The organism is Nonomuraea sp. NPDC050451 (assembly GCF_044458585.1).
Window position 1 is genome coordinate 897,256 of the sequence record NZ_JBITHZ010000002.1, and the last position, 14,733, is coordinate 911,988.

At 70.6% G+C, this 14,733-nt stretch carries 14 protein-coding genes and 1 pseudogene; 8 read left to right on the plus strand and 7 right to left on the minus strand.

What is annotated here, in order from left to right; all coding sequences use genetic code 11:
• The first annotated feature begins 72 nt into the window (after positions 1–72).
• From ACIBI9_RS10150 to ACIBI9_RS10170, 5 genes are read left to right on the plus strand one after another with little or no spacing between them, the layout of a single operon-like run.
• Positions 73–1,056, plus strand: a complete 984-nt coding sequence (locus tag ACIBI9_RS10150) for an ABC transporter permease (protein ID WP_394498922.1) — start codon at positions 73–75, stop codon at positions 1,054–1,056.
• Positions 1,056–1,970 carry an ABC transporter permease gene (locus ACIBI9_RS10155; RefSeq protein WP_397221608.1) on the plus strand — a complete coding sequence of 305 codons (915 nt, stop codon included), beginning with the start codon at positions 1,056–1,058 and terminating at the stop codon, positions 1,968–1,970. The genes ACIBI9_RS10150 and ACIBI9_RS10155 overlap by 1 nt, the downstream gene beginning before the upstream one ends.
• Complete coding sequence (locus ACIBI9_RS10160) at positions 1,967–3,979, plus strand: dipeptide ABC transporter ATP-binding protein (RefSeq protein WP_397221609.1); 2,013 nt, start codon at positions 1,967–1,969, stop codon at positions 3,977–3,979. The genes ACIBI9_RS10155 and ACIBI9_RS10160 overlap by 4 nt, the downstream gene beginning before the upstream one ends.
• A 30-nt stretch (positions 3,980–4,009) precedes the next feature.
• Positions 4,010–5,701, plus strand: a complete 1,692-nt coding sequence (locus ACIBI9_RS10165; RefSeq protein WP_397221610.1) for an ABC transporter family substrate-binding protein — start codon at positions 4,010–4,012, stop codon at positions 5,699–5,701.
• 49 nt (positions 5,702–5,750) lie between these two features.
• Positions 5,751–6,863 (plus strand): winged helix DNA-binding domain-containing protein, encoded by a 1,113-nt coding sequence (locus tag ACIBI9_RS10170; RefSeq protein ID WP_397221611.1) that lies wholly within the window; start codon positions 5,751–5,753, stop codon positions 6,861–6,863.
• Positions 6,864–7,347: 484 nt separating this feature from the next.
• On the opposite strand, the gene ACIBI9_RS10175 is transcribed toward ACIBI9_RS10170, so the two are convergent.
• Both ACIBI9_RS10175 and ACIBI9_RS10180 read right to left on the minus strand, forming a co-directional pair.
• Positions 7,348–7,599, minus strand: a complete 252-nt coding sequence (locus ACIBI9_RS10175) for a hypothetical protein (protein WP_397221612.1) — start codon at positions 7,597–7,599, stop codon at positions 7,348–7,350.
• Positions 7,600–7,699: 100 nt separating this feature from the next.
• Positions 7,700–8,788 (minus strand): MFS transporter, encoded by a 1,089-nt coding sequence (locus tag ACIBI9_RS10180; protein ID WP_397221613.1) that lies wholly within the window; start codon positions 8,786–8,788, stop codon positions 7,700–7,702.
• A gap of 105 nt (positions 8,789–8,893) precedes the next feature.
• Between ACIBI9_RS10180 and ACIBI9_RS10185 the strand changes: the two genes are divergently transcribed.
• Positions 8,894–9,319 carry a hypothetical protein gene (locus ACIBI9_RS10185; RefSeq protein WP_397221614.1) on the plus strand — a complete coding sequence of 142 codons (426 nt, stop codon included), beginning with the start codon at positions 8,894–8,896 and terminating at the stop codon, positions 9,317–9,319.
• A 616-nt stretch (positions 9,320–9,935) separates the two neighbouring features.
• Here the strand turns inward: ACIBI9_RS10185 and ACIBI9_RS10190 are convergent.
• Positions 9,936–10,253, minus strand: a pseudogene (locus ACIBI9_RS10190) (protein kinase); the annotation flags it as partial.
• Entirely contained in the window at positions 10,196–10,636 is a 441-nt protein-coding gene (locus ACIBI9_RS10195) for a hypothetical protein (RefSeq protein ID WP_397221615.1), read from the minus strand. The gene ACIBI9_RS10195 and the pseudogene ACIBI9_RS10190, both read right to left, overlap by 58 nt.
• 87 nt (positions 10,637–10,723) lie before the next feature.
• On the opposite strand from ACIBI9_RS10195, the gene ACIBI9_RS10200 reads away from it, so the two are divergent.
• A complete protein-coding gene (locus ACIBI9_RS10200) occupies positions 10,724–11,167 on the plus strand; it encodes a carboxymuconolactone decarboxylase family protein (RefSeq protein WP_397221616.1) in 444 nt (147 codons plus the stop codon).
• Between the two features lie 301 nt (positions 11,168–11,468).
• The gene (locus tag ACIBI9_RS10205; protein ID WP_185078039.1) at positions 11,469–11,636 is read left to right on the plus strand and encodes a hypothetical protein; all 168 of its coding nucleotides are present in this window, start codon (positions 11,469–11,471) and stop codon (positions 11,634–11,636) included.
• Positions 11,637–11,699: 63 nt separating this feature from the next.
• Here ACIBI9_RS10205 and ACIBI9_RS10210 read toward each other — a convergent pair whose 3' ends face one another.
• The 3 genes from ACIBI9_RS10210 to ACIBI9_RS10220 are packed head-to-tail and all read right to left on the minus strand — an operon-like array spanning position 11,700 to position 14,711.
• Positions 11,700–12,320, minus strand: a complete 621-nt coding sequence (locus ACIBI9_RS10210; protein ID WP_397221617.1) for a pyridoxamine 5'-phosphate oxidase family protein — start codon at positions 12,318–12,320, stop codon at positions 11,700–11,702.
• A 48-nt stretch (positions 12,321–12,368) separates the two neighbouring features.
• Complete coding sequence (locus tag ACIBI9_RS10215) at positions 12,369–13,442, minus strand: PrsW family intramembrane metalloprotease (protein WP_397221618.1); 1,074 nt, start codon at positions 13,440–13,442, stop codon at positions 12,369–12,371.
• Positions 13,443–13,499: 57 nt separating this feature from the next.
• Entirely contained in the window at positions 13,500–14,711 is a 1,212-nt protein-coding gene (locus tag ACIBI9_RS10220; RefSeq protein ID WP_397221619.1) for an amidohydrolase, read from the minus strand.
• Between the last annotated feature and the right edge of the window lie 22 nt (positions 14,712–14,733).

Sequence of the window (14,733 nt, forward strand, 5' to 3'; positions counted from 1 at the left end):
GTTCCCTGCGCGAGACCCGTCACATGGTGTAGCAATATAACTACGTGCGGTGCGCGTCGGAGGGGGAGCGCGATGGCGGGGTTTCTGGCCCGCAGGCTGCTCAACTACGCCGTGCTGGTCGTAGTGGCCGCCAGTCTCGCCTACCTTCTGGCTGCCACGGCTCTGAATCCTCGCTCCAACTACGCGGACCGCACGCCAAAACCGCCGCCTGCCGTCGTGGACGCGCAGCTCACGGCGCTCAATCTCAACGACAAGACGCCGCTGCTGGAGCGCTACGCCACGTGGGCTGGCGGGGTGCTGCGCGGCGACTTCGGCAAGTCCGTCGGGGGCGCTCCGGTCAATGAGGATCTCAAGCGGCGCATGGGCGTGACGTTCCGGCTGGTCGTGCTGGGGATGATGTTCGGGAGCCTGCTCGGGGTGCTGGTGGGCGCCTTCGCAGCGGTCCGGCAGTACGGCTGGTTCGACCGGATATCGACCGCCCTGTCCTTCGTGGTGCTGGCCGTGCCGGTGGTCGTGCTGGCCAACATGCTGATCCTGGCCGCAGCCTGGGCCAACGAGAACGTGTTCGGCCGCTCGGTGTTCCTGGTCAGCGGCGAGTACACCGACGGGCTGGAGGCCGGGGTCTGGGGGCACGTGGTCGACCGCCTGCAGCACCTGATCCTGCCGACGATCTCGCTGTCGGTGGGGCTCATCGCGGTCTTCAGCCGCTACCAGCGCAACATGATGCTCGACGTGCAGGGCGCCGACTTCGTCCGCACCGCCCTGGCCAAGGGGCTGAGCAGGCGCCAGGCCCTCGTCAAGCACGCGCTGCGGACCGCGCTCATCCCGGTCGTGACCTATTTCGCCTTCACGTTCGGGGCGCTGCTGACGGGGGCGACGTTCACCGAGAAGATCTTCGGCTGGCACGGGCTGGGCGAGCAACTGATCAACTCCATCTTCAGCAACGACGTCAACACCGTCGCGGCCATCTCTTTGCTCGCGGCCGTCGCCGTGCTGTGCGCCGCGCTGGCCTCCGACCTGCTGCACGCGGCGCTCGACCCGAGGGTGCGGGCGTGATGACGCTTTCCGACGAGGAGCTCGCCGAAGAACTGACCGGCGGCACGGCGGCCACGGCGCCGTCCAGGCTGCGGGTGGTGGCCGGGCGGTTCTTCCGCTCCCCGCAGGGACGGCTCGGGTTCGCGGTGCTGACCGCGATGTTCCTGCTGGCGTTCGCCGGGCCGCTCTTCTCCAGGTGGACGTACACGGACAAGGACTTCACCGCGTTCATGCAGCCGCCGTCGGCCACCCACTGGTTCGGAACGCTCCAAACCGGGGCCGACGTCTACGCGGTCACGCTGCGCGGCATGCAGAAGTCACTGGTCGTGGGGCTGCTCGCGGCGCTGATCTCCACGGCGCTGTCGGCCGTGGTGGGCGCGTTCGGGGGCTATTTCCTGGGATGGACGGACCGGACGCTGAGCTGGGTGACCGACCTGCTGCTCGTGCTGCCCGGCTTCCTGATCCTGGCGATCATGTCGCCGCTGTTCGAGGCCGGGCAGTGGCCGCTGTTCGTGGTCATGCTGGCGTTGTTCCTGTGGATGGTCACCTCGAAGATCGTCAGGGGGATGACGATCTCGCTGAAGGAGCGGGAGTTCATCCAGGCGGCCCGCTACATGGGCGTGTCCCCCGTACGGATCATCTTCCGCCACGTGATCCCCAACCTGTCGTCGCTGCTGATCGTGGACGCCACGCTCAACGTCAGCAGCGCGATCCTCACCGAGACCTCGCTGTCGTACTTCGGGTTCGGCATCCAGCCGCCCGACGTGTCGTTCGGGACGCTCATCGCCGACGGGTCCAGGACCGCGGTCTACGCGCCGTGGACGTTCTGGTTCGTGGCGGGGCTGCTGGTGGTCACCGTGCTCGCGGTCAATCTCATCGGCGACGCGCTACGTGACGCGTTCGACCCCTCGGTTTCGCGGAGGAAGCGGCGATGAGCCCGGTGCTGGAGGTCACCGACCTCAACGTGTCGTTCGGCGGCGTGCCGGCCGTACGCGGGGTGAGCTACCACGTGGAGCCCGGCGAGGTCCTGGGCATCGTCGGCGAGTCGGGGTCGGGCAAGTCGGTCACCTCGGCGGCCGTCATGGGGCTGCTGCCCCCGGGGGCGCGCGTCACCGGGTCGGTGCGGCTGCACGGCAAGGAGCTGATCGGGGCGCCCGAGCGGGAGCTGACGTCCTTCCGCGGCAAGGCCATCTCGATGGTGTTCCAGGACCCGCTCTCCGCGCTCACCCCCGTCTACCGCGTCGGCGACCAGATCGCCGAGGCGGTGCGCGTGCACCAGCGGGTGAGCAAGGAGACGGCCCTGGTCAAGGCCATCGAGTTGCTGGAGCTCGTGGGCATCCCGCGGCCGGCCGAGCGGGCGCTGGCCTTCCCGCACGAGTTCTCCGGCGGCATGCGGCAGCGCGTGGTGATCGCGATGGCCATCGCCAACGACCCCGACGTGATCATCTGCGACGAGCCGACCACGGCGCTCGACGTCACCATCCAGGCACAGGTGCTGGAGGTGCTGAAGAAGGCGCAGCGGAAGACCGGCGCCGCGATCATCATGATCACGCATGATCTGGGCGTCGTGGCCGGGTTCGCCGACCGGGTGCTGGTCATGTACGCCGGGCGTCCCGTCGAGATCGGCGACGTGGACGACATCTACTACGGGATGCGGATGCCGTACACGGTGGGCCTGCTCGGCTCCATCCCGCGCGTGGACCGGGGCGCGCGGCAGCCGCTGGCGCCCATCGAGGGCAGCCCGCCCTCCCCCGAGGCGCTGCCGCCGGGGTGCCCGTTCGCGCCGCGCTGCCCGATGAAGATCGACGCCTGCGACGAGGGCGAGCCGCCGCTGTTCGACGTGGGGGCCGGGCACCGGGCGGCCTGCATCCGCTGGCAGGAGGTACGCCCCCGCGAGCCCGTCCTCGTCCCCGTGGAGCCGGTGCGGCGCGAGCGCGGCGAGCGCACGGTGCTCGAGGTGCACGGCCTGGTCAAGGAATATCCGCTGCTCAAGGGCGCGATCTTCAAGCGCAGGGTGGGCACGGTGCACGCCGTGGCCGGGGTCGGCTTCGACATCCGGCAGGGCGAGACGCTGGGGCTGGTCGGCGAGTCGGGCAGCGGCAAGACGACCACGCTGACGCAGATCCTGGAGCTGGCCGCGCCCCAGAGCGGGCGCATCGTCGTGCTCGGACGCGACACCGCGCGGCTGAGCGGACCCGAGCGCAAGGCGATCCGGCGCGACATGCAGGTCGTCTTCCAGGATCCGCTGGCCTCGCTCGACCCGCGCATGACGGTGCACGACATCCTGGCCGAGCCGCTGCGTACGCACGGGCGGCGGCGCCCCGGCCGGCGCGTCGCCGAGCTGCTCGCCCTGGTCGGGCTGGACACCTCCCACGCGGCCCGCTACCCGCAGGACTTCTCGGGCGGCCAGCGGCAGCGCATCGGCATCGCCAGGGCGCTGGCCCTGGAGCCCCGGCTGCTGGTGCTGGACGAGCCGGTCTCCGCCCTGGACGTGTCGATCCAGGCCGGGGTGATCAACCTGCTCGGCTCGCTGAAGGCCAGGCTGGGGTTGTCCTACCTGTTCGTGGCGCACGACCTGGCCGTCGTGCGGCACATCGCCGACCGGGTGGCGGTGATGTATCTCGGCAGGATCGCCGAGATCGGCCAGGTGGACGCCGTGTTCGACGCCCCGGCGCACCCGTACACGCAGGCCCTGCTGTCGGCGATCCCGCTGCCCGACCCGGTACGCGAGCGCGCCCGGGAGCGGATCCTGCTCGAAGGTGACCTGCCCAGCCCGGCCAACCCTCCGACGGGCTGCCGATTCCGCACCAGGTGCCCGAAGTTCCGCGGCGAGCTCACCGACGAGCAACGCAGGCTCTGCGTGAACGTCGAGCCCGAGGTGCGTCCGCTGGGCGAGGACCAGGGGGCGGCCTGCCATTACGCCGAGAGGCGCGAAGTCGTATAGACCTCGCTCATACCAGGAGGAATTCGCTCGATGAAAGCATCACGTCTTGTCGTGGCCGCCGTTGTCACGGGCTCGTTGTGCCTGGCGGGCTGCGGCAAGGGCACGGGGAGCGGGCCGGGCCGGGAGAGCGGCGGTGACGAGCGTACGATCAAGGCCTACGACATCAACCCGCAGCCGCGCGACAAGGTCAAGGACGGCGGGACGCTGCGGTGGGGCATCAACGAGTTCCCCGCCCAGTGGAACAGGAACCACGTCGACGGCAACCTCGCCATGGCCGCCGTGGTCAGCAACGCGCTGCTGCCCGCGCCGTTCCACTCCGACGAGAAGGCGGAGATCTCGGTCGACCGCGACTACGTGCTCGACGCCGAGGTGACCGACCAGCGGCCCAAGCAGGTGGTCACGTACAAGCTGAACCCGAAGGCGAAGTGGTCTGACGGGAAGCCGATCACCTGGGCCGACTACGAGGCCCAGTGGCACGCGCTGAACGGGCGCAACCCCGCCTTCCACATCGCCTCGTCCACCGGCTACCAGGACATCGAGAAGGTGGCGCGGGGGAAGGACGACTTCGAGGTGGTGGTGACGTTCGACAAGCCGTTCGGGGACTGGCAGGCGCTGTTCGGGCCGCTGCTGCCCGCCGCCACGAACCGGACGCCCGAGTCCTTCGACAACGCCTGGCTGAACAAGATCCCGGTGACGGCCGGGCCGTTCAAGTTCGGGGGGTTCGACCAGACGGCCAAGACGATCACGGTCGTGCGGGACGACTCGTGGTGGGGGAACCGGGCGAAGCTCGACAAGATCATCTATCGGTCGTCGGAGCAGGACTCGCTGATCTCGGCGTTCAGCAACGGGGAGCTCGACCTCATCGACGTGGGGCCGTCCGCGCCCGACTACGCGCGGGCGAAGGGCACGCCGGGGACGCAGGTGCGGCAGGCGGCTGGCCCCGATTTCCGGCATTTCACCTTTAACGGGTCCAGCGAGTTGCTCAAGGACCGCAACGTCCGGCAGGCCGTCCAGCTGGGCATCAGCCGCCAGGCCATCGCGCAGTCGGACCTCCAGGGCCTGGACTGGCCGATCGCCCTGCTGAACAACCACTTCTTCATGAACACCCAGGAGGGCTACCAGGACAACGCCGGCAAGCTCGGGGCGTACAACCCCGGCCAGGCGCGACAGCTCCTGGACGCGGCCGGGTGGAAGCTGAGCGGCTCGTTCAGGCAGAAGAACGGCAAGGCGCTCGAGCTGCGGTTCGTGGTGCCGTCGGGGGTTCAGATCAGCAAGGCGGAGGGGGAGCTGGCGCAGACCATGCTCGCCCAGATCGGCGTGAAGCTGACCATTCAGGCCGTGCCCAGCGACGACTTCTTCACCAAGTACGTCATCCCCGGCAACTTCGACATCACGCCCTTCGCGTACATCGGGACGCCCTTCCCGGTTTCCAGCAGTTTCGGGATTTATGCCAATTCCGCCGACGGGAAGACCTGGAACGCCAACTTCGGCCGTACCGGCTCACCCGCCATCGACCAGGCCATGAACCGCGCCGCCCAGAGCCTCGACCCGGTGCGGGCCCGCGCGGCGGCCAACGAGGCGGATGCGCTGATCTGGCAGGAGGTCAACGTGCTGCCGCTCTACCAGCGCCCGCAGAACGTCGCCGCCCGCCAGACGCTGGCCAACGTGGGGGCGCGCGGCTTCTACGACCTCCGCTACGAGGACATCGGCTTCACTGGCTGACCCCGGGGTCCCCTCGGAAGTGTCGGTGGCCGGGTGTAGAAGTTGACGCGTGACTACCAAGCTCACCTGGCCACAGATCCTGGCGTGGCGCCTGCGCAGACAGTTCGTGAGTGAGCCGGACGCGCCCGATCCCGTGGCGGTCGCCCGGCGGCTGTGCGGCGTCCAGACGCAGGTCGCCTCCTCGGCCCAGCTTGCGGTGGCGGTCCGGAGCGGCAAGCCCGACCCGGGCGGGATCGACCAGGCCCTGTGGAGCGACCGCACGCTGGTCAAGACGTGGATCATGCGCGGCACCCTCCACCTCGTCCCCTCCGACGAGCTGGCCGACTACTGCGCGGCCCTGGGCACGTTGCGCTTCTGGGAGAAGGGGTCGTGGCAGCGCGGCCATGGTGTCACCGCCGATGAGATCGCAGCGATCATCGACGCCGTCCCCCGCGCCCTGCGCGACGAGGCGCAGGGCGCGCACTCCTCGGGCCTGACCAGGGAAGAGCTCGTCGATGCCGTGGTGGCCGTGACCGGGGACGCCCATCTGCGGGAGGCGCTCACTTCCGGCTGGGGTGCCCTGCTCAAGCCGCTGAGCCGCCTGGGCGAGCTCTGCTACGGTCCGCCCCGCGACGGCAGGGTCACCTTCACCTCCCCGCGCACCTGGCTCCCCGGATGGCCCGCCGCACTGCCGCCGTACGAGGAGGCGGGTGTACGGGTGGCCCGCGCGTTCCTGGGCGCGCACGGGCCGGCGACACCGGAGATGTTCGACACGTGGCTGTTCGGCGGGGTGGCGAAGAAGACGGTGCTGAAGGGGTGGTTCCGCGACCTGGCGCCCGAGCTGACCGAGGTGGAGACCGACGACGGCCAGACGCTGCTGGCCCTGACCGAGCACCTCGACGACCTCGCCGCCACCCGCCCGTCGGCCGAGGTGCACCTGTTGCCGGGCTTCGACCAGTACATCCTGGGCGCGCCACGCGGCCTCGCCCCGCTGATCCCGCCGTCCCTCAAGGCCAAGGTGAGCCGGCAGGCGGGGTGGATCTCCCCCGTGATCGTCCACGAGGGGCGGGTCGCGGGGGTCTGGGAGGCCAAGAACGGCCACATCACCGTCGACCTCACCGCCCCGGTCCCCCCGGGTCCCCTCGAGGAGGCCATCACCCGCATCCGCCCCCTGCTCCCTTAACCCCGCTCCCCACCTGCCCGTGCGTGTGGCGGGGCGGATGCCATCGGAACGTCGCCCCACCCATGCCGAGGGGGCCCTCACCGTCGCCGCCGCATGCGCCGTCGCGCGGTCGCGCGCACGGTGGCCGCCGCGCCCGAGGGTGAGCTGCCCACGCCCAAGGGAGAACCGCCCCACCCTTGACGCGCCGCCCGAGGGCGAGCCACCCCAGCCGAGGGCGCCCTCAGCGTCCGCCGCATGCGCCGTCGCGGTGGCGAGCGCGGAGGGCCGCTGTGCCCGAGGGGAGCCCCGGCCCAGGGTGCCCTCCTCAGGCGAGCAACCGCTCATCGCGAGGCACCACCCCGAGGGCGAGCCGTCACAGCCGGGGACGCCCGCCCTATGCGGAGCCGGGCAACTCGCTCAACCCGAGGCGAGCCTCCCAGCCGGGGACGCCCGCCCTACCCGGAGGCGGGCAACCCGCCCCGGGTGAGCCGGGTGGCGGGGTGGGTCAGGAGCTGGTGGTGGCCATGATGCGGTCGACGAGGCCCTGGCTGCCTTCCTCGCGTGCACAATGCGCGCAGCAGTACCAGTGCTCGCCCGACTGCACCCCATGCCCGATGACCTTCGTGCCACAGTGCTCGCAGATGGGCGCCATCGCCTCGATCGCACACTGGAAGCAGTCGAAAGTGTGCACCGCTCCCTGCGCATGCACCTCGAACGCCATGTCGTAATCGTTTCCGCAGGTCTCGCAGACAGCCATGGTGATCCCCCCTATAGTCCATCCGCCCGGGGGATACCCGGTTCCATGGCCTCTCTTCCTCAAAGGACCGCCAATTTCCCCAAACGTCCCCAGAAATCGGTCAGGGGCGGGCGAAGCGGGCCAGCAGCGGCAGGCCCAGGAGGCCGAGGAGGGCCAGGGCGGAGGGCAGGCCGAGCCATCCGCTCAGCGCGGCAACGAGCAGAGGGCTGATCACGAACCCCGTGTACGAGATCGTCGACACCCCCCACACCAGCGTGCCGCTCGGGTCGTCGGCGGCGGCCCGGCTGAGGAGGGCGGGCACCAGCGGGCCCAACGCCAGCCCGGTCACCGCGAAGCCCGCCATGGAGGCGAGCACGGTACCGCCCAGGCCCGCCAGGGCGATGCCCGCGCCGCCGCCCACCCCCGCCACCAGGTACAACGCCCGCAGCGGCACCCGAGGCAACGCCTGGACGACGAGGCGACCGGCCGTCAGCGCCGCCATGTAGACGGAAGGCGCGGCGCTCGACACCAGGGGCGTGGCCCCTCGGTGCTCCTCCAGCAGCAGCACCGACCACTGCTCGACCGAGTTCTCGATGACCAGTACGCAGGCCGCCAGCGTGCCCAGCACGATCGCCGCGCCCCACAGCCCGCGCTTGTCCGGACCGCCGGACGAGGCGGCCGCTTCCTCGCCCACGGGCAGCACCACGACCGTCAAGGATGCGGCGATCACGATCACGGCGATGATCGCCAGGACGGTGCCGACACTCAAGCCCAGGGATCTGGCCAGGCCGGTGGCGGGGGACGCCGCGATGACCGCGACCGGAAAGGCCGCGTGGACGGACTGGAAGAGGCGGCGGCCGGTCTCGCGCTCGGCGCGCCCCGTGGCCAGGTTCAGCGCGATGTCGAGCGCTCCGCTGGTCGCTCCCACGAGCAGCAGCGCCAGCGCGAGCTGCCAGGGCGTGGCCACCAGCCCGATCCCGGCCACGCTGAGCCCGAACAGCGCCGTCGTCACCAGCAGGGCGGTCCGCTCGCGCCCCCGCGCCAGCCGCCCGGCCAGCGCCATCGCGGGCAGGGCCCCCACGGGTACGGCGGTCAGCGCCAGCCCCAGGTCCCCCGCCGAGATGCCCAGCTCCAGCTTGACGGCAGGCAGGAGGGCCGACCAGGAGCCCCAGAACACGGCCCAGGCCGCACACACCGCGATAAGCGGCATTTACCACAACCCCTTGATATTTCGGTCAAGGCACAGTAAAGATCGACGTTGTCCTTATTACCCCCTGCCGAAGGGACGCTCGTGCTCACCCGAACGGTTATCGCGATGGCCTTGGTCGCGGCCGGGATCGCCGCCACCCCCTCCGCCGCGTACGCGGCCACGGCCCGCTACACCCCCGAGCGCATCTGCGGCCCCGGCTTCCACCGCGTCAAGGACGGCCACCGGGCGATGAAGACCCGCGAAGGCGCGGCGTTCGGACATGTGTACCTGATGTACAACAACCGGAGCGGCAAGAACTGCGTAGCCGCCATCAAGAGCGTGTACACGGGCACCCGCACGGTCACCGGCGCCTACCTGGAGGTCAAGGGCGGCGGCAGGGCGGAAGACGTGCAGAAGTACCGCTTCTACGCCGAGACCGGCCACATCGACGGCAAGTGGAAGTGCGTGAAGTACGCCGGATGGACCCGCGACCCGGACAACCGCGTCGAGGCCTGGGGCGGCCGCAAGACCTGGGGCAACTGCCAGGGCTGAGGTCGCAGGAGGGCGGGCCTCGTACCCGCCCTCCGATCGCCAGGGGCAGATGTTCTGGTACGGCCGCCGCCCAGGTACCGGGCCCACTCGCCGGCCGACAGCGAGCGCCCGGCCCGCGCGCACACCTCCTGCGCGATCCGCTCGCTCCGCACGGGAATCGCATGCAGGGCCTCGTCCGTCCCGGCGTACAACGTCTCCCCGTCCGCGCTGAACGCCGGCGACACCGGGGCTTCCCACAGCCGGTAGGACCCGCCCAGCCGCTGCCTGGCCTCGACGTCCCAGAGCTGGAGCACGCCCTTCTCCGTGACGGAGGCCAGAGCTCCTCGTATCCGGCCGTCCGCCCCGCCTCGTGCCCGTCCTCGTCCACGGCCACCAGCCGCAGGAACACCTCGGCCGCGACCTCCCGCTCCTCGGGGCCCAGCGACTCGTAGGCGTCCTCCGCGATCGTGCCGAGCGCGGGATCGGCGGGGCCAGGGCCGTGCACGCCCCGGGCAGTCCGGCTGCCCGCCGCCAGCGGCCCCCTGATGTCAGAGCCGGACCCGCTGACCAGCGCGAGCAGCAGGTCGCGGGTCGCGGGCCGGGCCGCCGGGTCCTTGTCGAGGGCGGCTTCGACCAGCGCGGCCAGCCGCGGGGGCAACGCGCTCAGGCCGGGCCGGTGCGAGAGCACCCGGTGCATGACGCCGCCCAGGTTCTCGGCGGCGAACGGGTCGTGCCCGGTCGCGGCGAACACCATGATCGCGCCCCACGCGAACACGTCGGCCGGGGCGCCCGCCCGCTGCCCCGTGAACACCTCGGGCGCCATGTACGCCGGCGTGCCCGACACCTCGCCGGTCTTGGTGAGCGACATGTCGATCGTGCGCGCGATACCGAAGTCGGTCATGCGTGGGCCGTCGGGTGCGAGCAGCACGTTGTCCGGTTTGAGGTCGCGGTGCACGACCCGGCGTCGTGGATGGCCGTCAGCGCCGTCGCCACCGCCGTGGCCGGCCGGTGCAGGTCGTCGCCGCCGAACCGGCGCCCCTCCCGCACGGCCGCGCCCAGGCTCGGCCCCGGCACGTACTCCGAGACCAGATACGGCTTGCTCCCCTCCAGGTCGGTGGCCAGCACGCGGGCCGTGCAGAACGACGAAACCCGCCCGGCGGCCGTCGCCTCCCTGGCGAACCGGTCGCGGATCGCCCGGTCGCCGTTCGCGTGCAGCACCTTGACCGCGACCCGCGAGCCGTCGGCGTCGTACACAACCCCCTGCCCGCCCGAGCCCGGCCGCCCCGCCAGCCAGTAATCCCCGATGCGCTGGGGACCCCCCGCTCTCAGCGCCTCCATGGCGGGTTAGATGTCACTTTCTTCGCGGAAGATGTCACAACTGGACGGCCCACCCCGTCCTCCTACAAACGAACTGAGGAGGAACACATGACCCAGCGGATCAACGTCGCCCAGCAGGTTCCGCAGGCGTACCACCACTTCCTGGCGGTGGAGAAGCTGCTGCACGAGAGCGAGCTGCCGACCACCACCCTCGAGTTGATCAAGCTGCGCGCCAGCCAGATCAACGGCTGCGGCTACTGCGTGGACATGCACAGCCGCGACCTGAAGAAGGCCGGCGAGAGCGACGAACGCCTCTGGTCGGTGGCCGCCTGGCGGGACGCGACCGTCTACACGCCGGCCGAGCGGGCCGCGCTCGCGCTGGCGGAGGAGGCGACCAGGCTGGCCGACCGCGCGGGGGTCCCGGACGAGGTCTGGGAGGAGGCCGCGCGGCACTACAGCGAGAAGCAGCTGGGACTGCTCATCGTGGCGCTGGCCATGATCAACGCGTGGAACCGGATCGGTGTCACGGCCCGGCTCACACCCGGGGCATGACATTCGTAGAAATGCATTGAGAGACCCGGTGGTGGCCCGTTAGGTTGGCGCGCATGGCGGGTGCCCGTCATGCCGCTGCCGAGCGGCGCGGACAGGCGGGGACGCGCTTCCGAAGGGGGAGGCCATGAAACGCGTCAGAGTCCCGAAGTCGACGACCAAGCGGATCCCGAAGCCGGCCGTGGAGCTGGACCTGCGGACCCCGTCGGGCCGCACGCTCCCCTACTGACGTGCTCTCTTTACGCCGGATTTATCGGTCCTTCTGTAGATAACTAGATAACAAAGTCATCACGGGGGGCTTACGATGAAGAGGCTTGTGGTGGTGCCGCCACATATCGCCAGGCACAAGGTCCGCGAGATTCGTTCGGCCGACCGCCGCAAGCAGCCCGCCGACCCCAAGGTGATCGACCTGCGGGCCTACACCGGCCGCAACGTCATCCGTTTCCCGGGCGGTCCGACCCCCGCCGCCTGAGAACGCTCGAGAACGTCTGAGAACCACGCCGCCCGGCCCGGGGCCGAGCGGCGGGCTCAGAGGTCAGCGGTAGAGGCGCTCGGCGTAGGTCTCGCCGTAGTAGCTCTCGAGCTGTTCGAGGCTCTCCTCCACTTTCTGCACGTCCTTGACGAGCCTCGCGTGCGAGGGCAGCACCTCGGGCTCCCAGCTGTCCGGCTTCCACAGCGAGGAGCGCAGGAACGCCTTGGCGCAGTGGAAGAAGATCTGCTCGATCTCCACCACGAGCGCCAGGTGCGGGCGGTGGCCCTTCACGATCATCTCGTCGAAGAACGGGGCGTCGCGGATGAGCCTGGCCCGGCCGTTGATGCGCAGGGTCTCGTTGCGGCCGGGGATCAGGAAGAGGAGCCCGACGTGCGGGTTCGTGAGGACGTTGAGGAATCCGTCGGCTCTGCGGTTGCCCGGGCGGTCCGGGATGGCGATCGTGGTGTCGTCGATGACGTGGACGAACCCGGCCGGGTCGCCCTTGGGCGAGACGTCGCAGGTGCCCGCGTCGTCCGACGTGGCGATCAGGCAGAACGGGGAGGCCGCCAGCCACTCCCGGTCACGCTCGTGCAGCCGGACGCGCTCCTTGGTCGCCGCCCTCGGCATGACCTCTCCGAGCAATTCGCGTAGTTCCGCCTCGGACCCGATCTCCACCCAGCTCATCTGCTCTCCCTTCGATGGTTCACCCCATTTTGACAGGGAGCGCGCGGGTCACCAGCGGCGGGCGTGGGCCATCAGGCCCAGGTGCGCGTCGCGTTCCACGGCGAAGCGGACCGGGTCCATGCCCTGGCGCTCGGCCCGCAGGTGCAGCATGGTCAGCTCGGTCGCCGCCTGCTGGTAGTCGCTCATGGCCCGGCCGAGCCCGGCGCCCCTGGCCCACTTGCGGGCCGCCTTGCGGCCGGACAGTGTGCTGAGCATCCTGACGTCGGCCTCCGTGATCAGCCCGGTCTGCTGGTAACCGGGCAGGTAGGCGCCCATCCTGGCGACGAGCTGGCGGCGTTCGACGACGGTCACGGCGATCAGCAGGATGAGCGCCGCCATGATCACGAGGTACGCGGCGGCCACCCAGGCCAGGGAGCCCGTGGTGGCGGAGCCGTTCCAGAGGCCGTGCAGGAAGACCGCGCCCAGGTAGCCGAGCGGGATCGCGGCGAACCTGGCGGCGGTGCGCCTGGTCAGGGCGTAGGCGACGCCGAGGCCGATCATGGAGGTGTAGACGGGGTGGCCGAGCGGGTCGATGAGGCCCCTGATCACGAACAGTTGCAGCGCCCCGCCGGCCCCGTCCTCGTTGTACGCGAGCAGGTAGTAGCCGACGTTCTCCACGGCCGCGAAGCCCAGGCCGGCCATGGAGGCGTACACGATGCCGTCGGTCAGCCCGTCGATCTCCTGCCGCCTGCGCAGGAGCAGCAGCAGCGCCGAGCCCTTGAGCGCCTCCTCGATCACGGGGGCCAGCAGGACGGTGCCCACGTCGTCGACGACCGCCTCGCCGAACCCGGCCCTGGTGAACAGCGCCTCCCCCGCGTACGACAGCACGAGGCCCAGCACGATCGCCACCCCCGCGCCCCACGCGAAGGCGAACGCCAGGTTCAGCTTCGGCTCGGGCTCGAGCCTGTCGAGCGAGAGCACGGCGGCCAGCAGCACCGGCAGCGGCGCCACGCCCAGCAGCGCGGACAGCCCGAACCCCAAGGGCCCGCCCGACAGCAGCATGAAGGTCAGCACGATCAATGCCAGGGCACTGGACACGACCAGGCCGATCAAGAGTGCCTTGCTGGGACGCTGGACTGGCATGGGGGTGCCTCTCTTTCGCTGGTCCGACCACTATGCGCGGCCCGCATCTACAGACGCTTAACGGTCGCTTGATTCGCGGTAGTACGGATCCGCCACCACGCCTTCGCCGTCGGCGTAGGTGTACACCTCCTGACCTGAGACGAACACCCGCAGCGCCCGGCTCATGACGTCCAGCGGGTCCCCCGACCAGATCACGAGGTCGGCGTCGAGCCCGGGGCGGAGCGCGCCCACCCGGTCGTCGATGCCCATGATCCGGGCCGGGTTCAGCGTGATCGAGCGCAGCGCCTCGGCCGGGTCCAGGCCCTCCTTGACCGCCAGCGTGGCCTGGTGGACGAGGAAGTGGATCGGCACGACGGGATGGTCGGTGGTGATGGCCAGCCGCACCCCCGCCCGCGCCAGGATGCCCGGGTTGCTCAGCGAGCGCCGGCGCAGCTCGACCTTCGACCGGCTGGTGAAGAGCGGGCCGATGATGACGGGGATGTCCCTGGCGGCCAGGGTGTCGGCCAGCAGGTGGCCCTCGGTGCCGTGGTTGATGATCAGCCGGTAGCCGAACTCGTCGGCCAGCCTGAGCGCGGTGGAGATGTCGTCGGCCCGGTGCGTGTGCTGGCACCAGGGCAGCTCGCCGTCCAGCACGCGGACCAGGACCTCCAGCGTGCCGTCCCGGTCGAACGGCTTGCCCTCCTCGGCGGCCGCCGCCCGCTTGGCCTTGTAATCCTGCGCCTTCATGAACGCGTCCCGGATCACGGCGGCCACGCCCTGCCGGGTGGACGGCAGCTTCTTCTGGTCGCCGTACACACGCTTGGGGTTCTCGCCGAGCGCGCTCTTGACGCTGGCCGGCTCCCTGACCAGCATCTCGTCCACCGACCTGCCCCAGCACTTGATCGCGACCGTCTGGCCGCCGATCGGGTTGCCGGAGCCCGGCTTGATCACCGCGGTCGTCACGCCGCCGGACAGCGCGTCGCCGAAGGCCAGGTCGGCGGGGTTGATGGCGTCGAGGGCGCGCAGGCGGGCGCCGTTCGGGTCGGTCATCTCGTTGGTGTCCTGGCCGGCCCACCCCTCGGCCTCCTCGTACACGCCGAGGTGCCCGTGGGCCTCGACGAAGCCGGGCAGCACCCAGCCGCCGGCGGCGTCCACGACGGGGGTCCCCTCGGGCACGGCCACGTCCCGGCCGACGGCGGCGATCTTCCCATCCTGGACGAGTACGGTGCCGCCGTCGATGGGGTCGCCGTCGATCGGCACAACGTATCCGCTGGTAATAGCAAAATTCATGACTCGTAACCTACCGGTGGGC